The sequence below is a fragment of the Ramlibacter sp. genome, from assembly GCF_028291745.1.
Lineage (GTDB): Bacteria > Pseudomonadota > Gammaproteobacteria > Burkholderiales > Burkholderiaceae_C > Ramlibacter.
In genome coordinates this window covers 23,067-34,065 of sequence record NZ_JAQGNQ010000029.1, presented here as the reverse complement: position 1 = coordinate 34,065, position 10,999 = coordinate 23,067, and the positions used below count along the sequence as shown (strand labels likewise).

The 10,999-nt window shown below is 69.0% G+C and carries 10 protein-coding genes; 2 read left to right on the top strand and 8 right to left on the bottom strand.

Going from position 1 to position 10,999, the window contains the following annotated elements; translation table 11 throughout:
• Positions 1 to 258 precede the first annotated feature (258 nt).
• From JWP60_RS04885 to JWP60_RS04865, 5 genes are all read right to left on the bottom strand, one after another.
• Positions 259 to 2,337, bottom strand: a complete 2,079-nt coding sequence (locus JWP60_RS04885) for an MHYT domain-containing protein (protein ID WP_299787115.1) — start codon at positions 2,335 to 2,337, stop codon at positions 259 to 261.
• Positions 2,338 to 2,488: 151 nt separating this feature from the next.
• Positions 2,489 to 3,739 carry a DEAD/DEAH box helicase gene (locus JWP60_RS04880; RefSeq protein ID WP_299787112.1) on the bottom strand — a complete coding sequence of 417 codons (1,251 nt, stop codon included), beginning with the start codon at positions 3,737 to 3,739 and terminating at the stop codon, positions 2,489 to 2,491.
• The gene (locus JWP60_RS04875; RefSeq protein ID WP_299787109.1) at positions 3,736 to 3,963 is read right to left on the bottom strand and encodes a hypothetical protein; all 228 of its coding nucleotides are present in this window, start codon (positions 3,961 to 3,963) and stop codon (positions 3,736 to 3,738) included. Before JWP60_RS04875 ends, JWP60_RS04880 begins: the two co-directional genes overlap by 4 nt.
• 77 nt (positions 3,964 to 4,040) lie before the next feature.
• The gene (locus tag JWP60_RS04870; RefSeq protein WP_299787106.1) at positions 4,041 to 5,009 is read right to left on the bottom strand and encodes an SMP-30/gluconolactonase/LRE family protein; all 969 of its coding nucleotides are present in this window, start codon (positions 5,007 to 5,009) and stop codon (positions 4,041 to 4,043) included.
• On the bottom strand, positions 5,006 to 5,827 hold the full coding sequence (locus tag JWP60_RS04865; RefSeq protein ID WP_299787103.1) for an NAD(P)-dependent oxidoreductase: 822 nt from the start codon (positions 5,825 to 5,827) through the stop codon (positions 5,006 to 5,008). Before JWP60_RS04865 ends, JWP60_RS04870 begins: the two co-directional genes overlap by 4 nt.
• Before the next feature lie 128 nt (positions 5,828 to 5,955).
• On the opposite strand from JWP60_RS04865, the gene JWP60_RS04860 reads away from it, so the two are divergent.
• On the top strand, positions 5,956 to 6,738 hold the full coding sequence (locus tag JWP60_RS04860) for a FadR/GntR family transcriptional regulator (protein ID WP_299787100.1): 783 nt from the start codon (positions 5,956 to 5,958) through the stop codon (positions 6,736 to 6,738).
• Here the strand turns inward: JWP60_RS04860 and JWP60_RS04855 are convergent.
• From JWP60_RS04855 to JWP60_RS04845, 3 genes are read right to left on the bottom strand one after another with little or no spacing between them, the layout of a single operon-like run.
• Positions 6,678 to 8,030 (bottom strand): TRAP transporter large permease, encoded by a 1,353-nt coding sequence (locus JWP60_RS04855; RefSeq protein WP_299787097.1) that lies wholly within the window; start codon positions 8,028 to 8,030, stop codon positions 6,678 to 6,680. The two genes, JWP60_RS04860 and JWP60_RS04855, sit on opposite strands and share 61 nt — an antisense overlap.
• The gene (locus JWP60_RS04850; RefSeq protein WP_299787094.1) at positions 8,021 to 8,602 is read right to left on the bottom strand and encodes a TRAP transporter small permease; all 582 of its coding nucleotides are present in this window, start codon (positions 8,600 to 8,602) and stop codon (positions 8,021 to 8,023) included. The genes JWP60_RS04855 and JWP60_RS04850 overlap by 10 nt, the downstream gene beginning before the upstream one ends.
• Positions 8,592 to 9,569: a TRAP transporter substrate-binding protein gene (locus JWP60_RS04845; RefSeq protein ID WP_299787091.1), complete on the bottom strand. Its 978-nt coding sequence runs from the start codon at positions 9,567 to 9,569 to the stop codon at positions 8,592 to 8,594. Before JWP60_RS04845 ends, JWP60_RS04850 begins: the two co-directional genes overlap by 11 nt.
• A 202-nt stretch (positions 9,570 to 9,771) precedes the next feature.
• On the opposite strand from JWP60_RS04845, the gene JWP60_RS04840 reads away from it, so the two are divergent.
• Positions 9,772 to 10,938: a serine hydrolase domain-containing protein gene (locus JWP60_RS04840; RefSeq protein WP_299787088.1), complete on the top strand. Its 1,167-nt coding sequence runs from the start codon at positions 9,772 to 9,774 to the stop codon at positions 10,936 to 10,938.
• The last annotated feature ends 61 nt before the right edge of the window (positions 10,939 to 10,999 follow it).

Here is a 10,999-nt window from a genome sequence, read left to right as displayed (position 1 = left end):
AAGACCGGCCAGCGCAGGTTTGCCCGATCGCGCCTGGCGCGATCGGGACGCCCCGCCGCGCGCCGCAGCCCGCCCGCATGCGGCTTTGCCGGCGCGGTCGCTCCTCGGGGCGCACTGACAGCGACACTTTTTCAAGTCTCCCTGACGTTGCTCGGCCTCTTCCGCGTCTGAACAGGGACATGTAGAACGTGCTATTACGGACAGCAGTGGGTCAAGCCCGGGATGACATCCTCTCCCGCCCGACCCGCCCGACTCCGCTCAGGCCAGTGCGGCCTTGCCGTCGGCGGGGATCGGCAGCCAGCGTGCCAGTTCGTCCATCAGGGTCGCGAGGTCCATCGGCTTCACGAGATAGGCATCCATGCCCGCTTCCACGCAATGGGCGACCTCGTCGTTCATGGCGTTGGCCGTGCAGGCGAGGATGGGGCAGCGCGCCGGCCCCGAGCCCGACTCCATGGTGCGAATCGCGCGTGCCAGCTCGTAGCCGTTCATGACCGGCATGTTGCAGTCGGTCAGCACCAGCGAGAAGCGCCCGGTCTGCCACAGCTCCAGCGCCTGCGCACCGTTGCTCGCGCTTTCCGCCGCGTAGCCGAGCGCATTGACCTGGCTGACCAGCAACATGCGGTTGGTGGCGTGGTCGTCCACCACCAGCACCAGCGTGGTCCCGGGCGCGTGTTGCACCGCGCGCTCCGGCTCGGGCGGCAGCGACGGCGCGAACACGGGCTGCGCGTCGGGCAGCGGCGGCAGCATCGCCGGGTCGGCGATGCCGAACGTCAGGTCCAGGATCATGGTGGTGCCGCTGCCAAGATCGCTCACCAGGTCGATGCTGCCGTCCATCAACTCCGCCAGGCGGCGCGAGATCGCCAGCCCGAGACCGGTGCCGCCATAGCGGCGACTGCTGCCCAGGTCGGCCTGCGTATAGGGGGTGAACAGCTTCTGCTGGTCGTCGGCGGAAATGCCGATGCCCGTGTCCTTCACGTAGAAGCGCACGCGGTCGCGGCCGTGGGCGCGTTCCATCAGATCGGCGGTGAGGTACACCTCGCCGCGATGGGTGAACTTGATGGCGTTGCTCACCAGGTTGCCCAGGATCTGCCGCACGCGGACGCCGTCGACCATCAGCGCCGCGCTGATCCTTGGATCGATGCGGGAGGACAGCAGCAGCCCCTTGCTGCTGGCGTTGGCGGCGAAGGCATCGCGGATCTCCTCGACCAGCTCCACCAGCCGCATGGGCTCGGGGCGGATGTCCAGCTTGCCGGCCTCGATCTTCGAGAAGTCCAGGATGTCGTCGATGATCCGCAGCAGGCTCTTGCCGGATTCGCGGGCCACCCGCAGCTTGGCGCGCTGCGCCGGATCGAGCTGCGTGAACCCGAGCATCTCCAGCATCCCGAGCAGCCCGTTCATGGGCGTGCGGATCTCGTGGCTCATGGTGGCCAGGAAGCTGCTCTTGGCGTCGTTGGCGGCGTCGGCCTCCTGGCGCGCCTGTTCGGCCGCCGCGCGCTCGGCGATCTCGCTGCGCAATTGCGTATTGGCCTGCGCGAGCTCCAGCTTCTCGCGCCGCAGCAGTTCGTTCATCGCCAGCAGCCGGGTCTGGTGCTCCTCCGAGCGGCGCGTGAGGTGCGTGTCGAACAGCGAGCCGAGCAAGGCGCCCACCAGCATCATGGCCGTGAAGCCGGCCACCGTCGCGGCCAGCCACACATGGTCGGTGTCGGCCGAGGGCATCGTGCAGATCGTGCCGGCGGCGAAGCGCGCCGCCGCCATGCCCGTGTAGTGCATGCCGACGATCCCCACGCCCATGATCAGCGCGCTGCCACCGCGCTTGCGCAAGGGGTTGCTGATGCTGCGCGAGCGCAGGGCGACGAACAGCCAGAGCGCGACGTAGGATGCCGCCATCGCGACCAGCACCGAGAGCGTGAAGAGCAGCGGGTCGTACTCGATGCCCGGGCTGACCTGCAGCGCGCCCATGCCGACATAGTGCATCGAGGCGACGCCGGCGCCCATGACGGCACCGCAGAGGATCAGCTTGCGCGGGCCCGGGCTCTGATCGCTGCTGACCATGTACAGCGCAAAGCCGGAGATCAGCACGGCGATCAGCAGTGACAGCGCCGTCCAGCCGAACTGGTATGTCATCTGCACGCCGATGCTGGCGGCCAGCATGCCGACGAAGTGCATCGACCAGATGCCGGTGCCCATGGCCACGGCGCTGCCGGCCAGCCAGATCAGCGAGGCGCCGCGACCGCGCGCGGCGGCCACGTTGGAGACCAGGTTGAGCGCCACGTAGGCGGCGAGGATCGCCACCGCCAGCGAGGTGGCGACCAACCACGGACTGTAGGAAACCAGCACGGTATCTCCGGATGCCGGGAAGTCGGCCCCGCAGGATATCCAGCCCTGCCATTGCTGACCAGTGCCGAGCGCGATGCGCAACCGCAAAGCGTGGCTTCCTGCACGCGCGCGCCTTGGCGGCGATGCGCGCAGGCGGCGATGGCGCCTGCGCTCAGTCGCCGCGCCGCGCCGCAGCCGCGCGCAGCTTGTCCTTCTTGCTCGGGCGCTTGCCCTTGATGCCGCCAACCCCCTTGTCCGGGCCCGCCGGCGCGGTCTCCACGGGTTCGAAGCCGGGCACCTGTTCGCGCGGCAACGCGATCTGCTGGCGCGCCTCGATCAGCGCGAAGTGCCCGTGCGTCGCGGCGCTGACGAAGCTGACCGCCTCGCCCGCGGCGCCCGCGCGTCCGGTGCGGCCGATGCGGTGCACGTAGTGCGTGGGCGAGCGGGGCAGGTCGTAGTTGACCACCACTTCCAGCTCCGGGATGTCGATCCCGCGCGCCGCGAGATCGGTGGTCACCAGGACGTCGCTGCGGCCCGCCTTGAAGGCCTCGAGCGTGTCGGTGCGTTGACCCTGGCTCATCTCGCCGTGCAGCGGCGCCGCCGGAATGCCGTTGTCGCACAGCTTGCGCGCGAGGTGTTCGGTGGCATGGCGCGTGGCCACGAAGACCAGCGTGCGCCGCCACTTGCCTTGGCGGATGAGATGGCCCAGCAACTGCGTGCGCCGGCCCGCATCCACCTCGATCGCGCGTTGCACGATCGTGGGCGGCGGCTCTTGCGAGGCTTCGGCGCGAATCTGCACGGCGTCGTGCAGCAGGCCGTTCGCCAGGGCCGCGACGTCATCGGCAAACGTGGCCGAGAACAACAGGTTCTGACGCCTGGCCGGCAGTGCGGCCAGCACCGCCTGCAGCTCGCTGGCGAAGCCCAGGTCCAGCAGGCGGTCGGCTTCGTCGAGCACCAGCGCTTCGACGCGCGCGATGTCCAGCGCATTGCGCTCCATCAGATCGAGCAGGCGCCCCGGCGTCGCCACCACCACGTCGGCGCCGCCGCGCAGTCCCATCATCTGCGGATTGACCGAGACACCGCCGAACAGCACCGCCACCTTGGGCGCCTGCAGCAAGGACTTGCCGAGGGCACGGAACACCTCGGCCACCTGCGCCGCGAGTTCCCGCGTCGGCACCAGGACCAGCACGCGCACCGGCCGGCGCCAGCCCACGCGCGTGGCGCCCAGCGCCTGCAGCAAGGGCAAGGCGAAGGCAGCGGTCTTGCCGGAGCCGGTGGGTGCCAGCGCCAGCACGTCCTGTCCGCGCAGCACGGCCGGAACCGCTTGCTGCTGGATGGGCGTGGGCGTGTCGAAGCCGGCCTGCGTGCAGGCAGCGGCAAGTTCGGCCGAAAGTCCGAGCGCGCGAAAAGCCTCGACCGTCATGGCGAGCGATGCAGGCGCGGGGCCGACAGGGCCTGGATGCTTTCGGCGATCGCCGCATCCACGTTGCGCCAGCGGCCGGCCAGCTGCGCCGCAGCCATCATCTTCTCGAGCGCCCGCAGGTCACGCGTGTTGGGTGCCACGCGGATCTGCTCGATGGCCGCATCGGGGTTGCCGGCACGCAGCAGCGCGACGATCTTGCCGGGCCAATCGCTGGTTCTTGCCATCCTGGTTCCTCGCCAAAGTGAAGAACGCATTGTCGCCGTGGCGCGGCGCCGTGATGGCTCTGCCCCGCTCGCCCGGCTCAGGCGCCCTGCGTGTTCACGTACAGCGCGTACACCGAGTGGCTTGCCGCCATGAACAGGCGGTTGCGATGGCGGCCGCCGAAGCACACGTTGGCGCAGCGCTCGGGCAGGTGGATGTGCCCCAGGGCCGTGCCGTCCGGCGCATACACGCGCACGCCGTCCAGGCCTTCCGGCTCCACGCCCGCTGCGCCGTTGCTGCCCAGGCCGCACCACAGGTTGCCCTCGACGTCGACGCAAAAGCCGTCGAACGCGCCCGGCCCTTGCGCGTCGACTGCCAGCCGCCGGTTCGCCAGGCGCCCGTCGCTGGCGTGGTCGTAGGCCCAGATCTTCCGGTGCGGCGTGGCGCGGCTCTCCACCACGTACAGCACCGATTCGTCCGGTGAGAAGGCCAGGCCGTTGGGGCCGGCAAGGTCGGTGATCACTTGCTGCAGCCCGCCGTCCGGCGCGATGCGGTACACCGCCTGCGGCAGCTCCTGCTCGCCCGGCGCGCCCTCCCAGTAGCCGCCGATGCCGAAGGGCGGATCGGTGAACCAGATGCTGCCGTCGTTGGCGCAGGCGATGTCGTTGGGCGAGTTCAGGCGCTTGCCATCGAAGCGATCGGCCAGCACGGTGATGCTGCCGTCGTACTCCGTGCGCGTGATGCGGCGCGTGAGGTGCTCGCACGAGACCAGCCGCCCCTGCCGGTCGCGGCAGTGACCGTTGGCGTTGTTCGAGGGCTTGCGGTAGTCGCCGACGGCGCCGGTGGCCGCATCCCACCGCAGGATGCGGTCGTTGGGGATGTCCGAGACCAGCAGGTAGCCGCCGTCGCCGAACCACACGGGGCCTTCGCCCCAGCGCATGCCGGTGAACAGCCGTTCGACCGTGGCGCTGAACAGGCGCAGTTTGAGGAAGCGCTCGTCCAGCACCTCGATGCGCGGGTCCGGATAGCGCGCACTCGGGACGAAGGGCACGTCGCTGGCGGTGCTCATTCGAACGGCCCCATGCGGACGAAGCCGCCGGCCTGGTACACGACGGCGGGATCGTTCGCATCCAGCTGCGGCTGCGCGGCTTCGCGCGCGGCACGGAAGGGCTCCGAGCTGTCCTGCGGGCGGTAGCCGAGGTGGCGCGCGGAGCTGTTGTCCCACCAGCTCGCCGGGTTGTCGGAGACGCCGTAGACGACGCTGTAGCCCGCCCTGGGGGTCGTGAGACTGGCGACCACCAGGCGTTCCAGGTCGTCGTAGCTGAGCCAGGTCGCGAGCATGCGGCGGTCGCGCGGCTCGGGGAACGAAGAGCCGATGCGCAGGCACACTGTCTCGATGCCATAGCGGTCGAAATAGAAGCGCGCCAGGCTCTCGCCGAAGGCCTTGGAGATGCCGTAGTGGCCGTCGGGACGCATCGGCATGTCGGGGGCGATCACCTCGTCCTGCCGGTAGTAGCCGGTGACGTGGTTGGAGCTCGCGAACACGATGCGCTTGACGGCGTGCTGGCGCGCCGCCTCGTACACGTTGTACGTGCCGACGATGTTCGCCTGAACTATGGCGTCGAACGGCTGCTCGGTGGAGATGCCGCCCAGGTGGACCACCGCGTCCATGCCTTGCAGCAGGCGGTGCACGGCGGCGCGGTCTTCCAGCGCGGCCTGCTGCACTTCCTCGCCCGGGCCGGCGGGCTCGATGGGCGCGACGTCGCTCAGGCGCAGCAGGGTGGCGCGGGCGCGCAGGCGCGGGCGCAACTCGCGGCCAAGGCCGCCGGCAGCGCCGGTCAGGAGGATGCGGCCGAGGGGGAGTTGGGAGGTGTGGGACAGGCTCATGGTGGGGGAGGCTCGGACCGTGACGCGAAGGTGCGGTAAGCCGGGCTTGTCATTGGTCGTCAGTTGTCGTACAACATCCTCATGGAACAGCCTCGCACTGTCAAGATGGCCAGGAAAGGGTTTGCCCGATGACCGAACTGGCGCGTCGCCGGCCCCGCAGTCTCGCGCACGAAGTGGTCGATGCGCTGGCCGGACGCATCCGCGACGGCTCGCTCGCGCCCGGCGAAAAGCTGCCCACCGAGGCCGCCTTCATGGAGGAATTCCGCGTCAGCCGCACCGTCGTGCGCGAAGCGATTTCGCGCCTGCAGGCCGCCGGCCTGGTCGCCACGCGGCACGGCGTCGGCACCTTCGTGGTGGGCTTGGGTGACCCCGCCACCTTCCGCATTTCGCCGGAGCAGCTGGGCACGCTGCAGGACGTGATCGCGGTGCTGGAGCTGCGCATGGCGGTGGAGACGGAGAGCGCCGCGCTGGCGGCGATGCGCGGCACCCCGGCCAATGTCGACACGCTGCGCAACGCGCTGAAGTCCCTCACTTCGGCCCTCGATGAAGGGCGCGACGCCGTCGGTGCGGACTTCCAGTTCCACCTGGAGATCGCGCGGGCCACCCAGAACCCCCACTTCGTGGACCTCATGGCCACGCTGGGCGGCACGATGATCCCGCGCGCCCGGCTCGAGCCGCCCGGCCCGCTCACGCCGGAGCGCCATGCCTACCTGAAGCGCGTGCATGCGGAGCACGAGAGCATCGTCGACGCCATCGAGCACCACGACCCGGAGGGCGCCCGCGCCGCGATGCGCACCCACCTGGCCAATGCGCGCGAGCGGCGCCGCCGGCTGGCCGAAGTCCGCCCGGCTCAGAGCACGCGGTGGCCGGTGATCAGCGAAGGCAGCCACGTGGAGAACCCGGGCACGTAGGTCACCAGGTTGATCGCGATGAAGATCGCCAGGTAGTAGGGCCAGGCCGTCTTCGTCGCCTCGCCGATCGAGATCTTGCCGATGGCGCAGCCGACGAACTGCACGCTGCCCACCGGCGGGTGCACCAGACCCAGCGCGCAATTGAGCAGCAGCATCATGCCGAATTGCACCGGGCCGACGTCCATCTGCATGGCCAGCGGCAGGAACAGCGGCGTGGTGATCAGGATGTGCGCCGCCATGTCCAGGAAGATGCCCAGCGCGACCTGGATGATGTTGATGTACAGCAGCATCAGCCACGGGTGGCGGGTGGCCGACAGCAGCGCGTGCTCGATCACGTCCGGGATCTCCAGGTACGCCATCTGGTAGCGCAGCATGTTGGAGACGCCGATCAGCAGCAGGATCACGCCGGTCGTCTTGGAAGCCTTGGCCAGCGACTTGAGCAGGCGCTCGCGCGTCATCGTGCGATAGATAAAAACCGTCAGCAGCAGCGAGTAGGTGACCGCGATGGCCGCGGCCTCGGTGGCGGTGGTCACGCCCTTCATCACGCACACCAGGATGATGGCCACCACGCCCAGGCCCGGCAGCGAAGCGATGAAGGTGCGCAGCACCGCGCCCCAGCCGGGGAAGGCCTGGACCAGCGAGCGGCCCTCCGCGCTGCGCGGGTAGCCGTATCGGCGTGCCTGCCAGTAGGCGGCCATCAGCATGCAGACCATGATCCAGAACACCGGCACCAGCCCGGCAAACATCAGATCGCCGATCGACACGCCCTTGATCGACTGGCCGGCCACCATGCCTGCCGCGCCCTGCGCCGCGAAGGCGTAGATGATCATGTTGTGCGAGGTGGGCATGAGCGCGCCGGAGAGCGATGCATGTGTCGTCACGTTGACCGCGTAATCCGCGCCGTAGCCCTCGCGCTTCATGATCGGGATCATCACGCCACCCATGGCGGAGGTGTCGGCCACCGGCGAGCCGGAGACGCCGCCGAACAGCGTCGAGGCGACCACGTTGGCCAGCCCCAGCCCACCCTTCCAGTGGCCGACCAGGCTGCGCGCGAAGGCGACGATCTTGTCGGCGATGCCGCCATGCAGCATCAACTCGCCCGAGAAGATGAAGAAGGGAATGGCCAGGAACGAGAACACGTTCATGCCCGACACCATCATCTGGATGGCGGTCTCGAAGGGCAGGCCTTCGACCGCAAAGGTCGCCAGGCAGCTCAGCCCGATCGCGAAGGCGACCGGGACGCCCAGCACCAGGAGCAGCAGGAAGCCCACGCACAGCACGGTCAGTGCCATGAGGCCACCACCTTGTAGCCCTTGAACAGGGCGATGAGCAGTTCGAGGCAGAACAGCAGGATCAGCACGCCGGACAGGATCACGGGCAGGTAGCGCAGCGCCTCGGGCACGCCCAGCGTGGGAATGGTGGCACCTTGCGTGGAGAGCGCCATCTCGACGCCGCCCAGCACCAGCGCCACGGCGAAGGCGCCGCTCAGGACTTCGACCGCCACCTTGCACCAGAACTGCACCTTGGGCGGCAGGTTGCGGACCAGGGAATCGAGGCCGATGTGGCCGGCATCGCGCACGCCGGCGGAGGCGCCGAACATCGCGACCGAAATCACGAGCAGCAAGGCCAGTTGTTCCACATACGGCGGTGCGTTGTTGAACGCATAGCGCATCACCACGCCATACACCACCACCGCCAGCAGCCCCGCCAGGCAGACGCACGCCAGGTACAGCACCCAGCGTGACAGCCGCGCATTGATCGGCGTCAGCCAGCTCGAGGCGGACTGCCCGGGCGGGAGGCCCGCGAGGCCGACGACCCCCGCCTCGTCGCCCTGGATGTCGGCCCCGAGGACCTCACCTGGCATTCACGATCTCCTGCACCAGCGCCTTGAGCTCCGGCGTCGTGGTGAACTTGTCCCACACCGGCTTCTCGACGGCCACGAAGGAGGCACGGTCGATCTGGGCGGCGGGCACGATCTTGGCGCCACCCTTGATCACTTCGGCGCGCGCTTCCTTCTCCTTGGCGTCCCACAGCTTCACGTAGTAAGGCACCGAGGCCTTGGCAGCCTTGCGGATGGCCGCCTGTTCGTCCTTGCCGAGGGTGTCCCAGATCTTCTTGGAGAACACCAGCACTTCGGGCGACATGGAGTGCATCGTCTCCGAGTAGACCGGCGCCGATTCGAAGTGCCTGGCCTCGTCGTACGAGGGATAGTTGTTCTCGGCCGCGTCGAGCAGGCCGGTCTTCAGCCCGGTGTAGACCTCGTTGTAGGGCATGGGCGTGGGCGACGCGCCCATCGCGCCCATCATGCTCACGAACAGGTCCGACGGCTGCACGCGCACCTTCATGCCCTTGATGTCGGCCAGCGTCTTGATCGGCTTCCTGGCATACATGGAGCGGGCGCCACTCTCGTAGATCGCCAGGCCGATGAAGCCGGCCTTCTCGAAGCCCGCGAGGATCTTGTCGCCCTGCGGGCCGTACATGGTCTTGCGGAAATGGTCCATGTCGCGGAACAGGAAGGGCAGCGCGGGCAGGACCGACTCCGGCACGATGCCGTTGAAGGCGCCGAAGTTGACGCGCACCATGTCGAGCGCGCCGATCTTCACCTGCTCGATGGTGTCCTTCTCGGAGCCCAGCGAGCTGTCGCCGAACACCTTGATCGAGTCCTTGCCGCCGGTGGCCCTGGACAGTTCCTCGCCCATGAATGCGACCGCCTTGTTGGTCGGAAAGTCCTTCGCGTGGACGTCGGCGGTACGGAAGGTGCGCGCCTGCGCGACGCCGGCCAGGGCGGCAAGGGCGAGGGCGGCGGTGAGTTTCTGGAACGAGATCTTCATGGGGTCCCCCGGGGTCTGGAGCGATGCGGCCGTGGTGGCGCTGAAGTGAGGTCGTCAGATGTCCGACAACAAAAATCATCCCGTATGTCTGCCAGGCGAGGACCGGGGGAAACCCGCGTGGCTCGGGGAGCCGTGTCGCCTCGAAGACCGCGGTGAGCGCAGGGCGTCGGCGGGCGGACCGGGAGGCCGGCAGAATGCGCGAATGAATCCCTCTGCCCTCGATGCCGACTTGCAGGCCCGCGTGGACCGCGAGGAGCTGCCCGGTGCCTCGTATGCCGTCCTGCGCGCCGGCGAAGTCATCGCGCAAGGCTGCGTCGGCTGGGCGGACCGCGAGGCGCGCGCGCCGCTGCGCGAAGACCACCTGTTTCGCATCTTCTCCAACACCAAGCTGGTGACCAGCTGCGCGGCGCTGCAGCTGGTGGAGCAAGGCAGGCTGCGGGTCGACGATCCGGTGGGCGACTACATCCCCGCACTGCGCAAGCTGCGCGTGCTCAAGCCCGGCGCCACGTCGCTCGCCGACACCGAGGCCGCGCGTGAGCCGGTGCGCATCCGTCATCTCATGACGCACACGGCGGGATTCACGTATGGCTTCACGCAGCCGGACGCGCCGATCGCCAAGGCGTATGCCGACGCGCGCATCCTCCATCCCGCGCTGGACCTGGGGCAGATGTGCGAGGCGCTCGCCACCGTGCCACTGCTGTTCCAGCCTGGCGCCGCCTGGAACTACTCGATCGCGACGGACGTGCTGGGTCACGTCGTGGAGCTGGTGCAGGGCCAAGCGCTCGATGCCTGCTTTCGTCGCCAGGTGTTCGAGCCGCTGGGCATGCAGGACACCTTCTTCTTCGTGCCGCCCGAGAAGCAGGCGCGGCTGGCGAGCCTGTACATCGGCGACCGCAAGGAACCCCTGCGGCCCGGGCTGCAGCGCGCGGACCGCCTGCCTTACGAAGGGGCCTACGTGCGGCCCGCGCCGCTGCTCGGGGGCGGCGGCGGGCTCGTATCCACGCTGGGCGACTACGTGAAGCTGGTGTGCGCGCTCTCGCTGGGTGGCGCGCCGCTGCTGGCGCCCGAGACGATGCGCCTGGTCACCGGGAACCAGTTACCCGCGGGCCTGTGGATCGGCTTTCCCGGTGCGGCCATGCAGACGGGCCGCGGCCACAGCTTCGCCGCATCGGTGCGCGTGGAGCCCTGCGCCGATGACGCGTCAAGCGTGCCGGGCGAAGTGCAGTGGGGCGGGCTCGCCGGAACGAAGTGGTGCTTCTCGCCGCGTGAGCAGTTGGCAGTGGTGCTCATGACGCAGCGTTACGCGGGGTCGGAGCTGCCGTATTGGGGCGAGTTCAAGGCGGTGGTGCGGGCGGCATTGCACGCCTGACGCAGGCAACGCAGGCAACGGCCACAAACAAGAACGCCCACTCGAAAGTGGGCGTTGAATG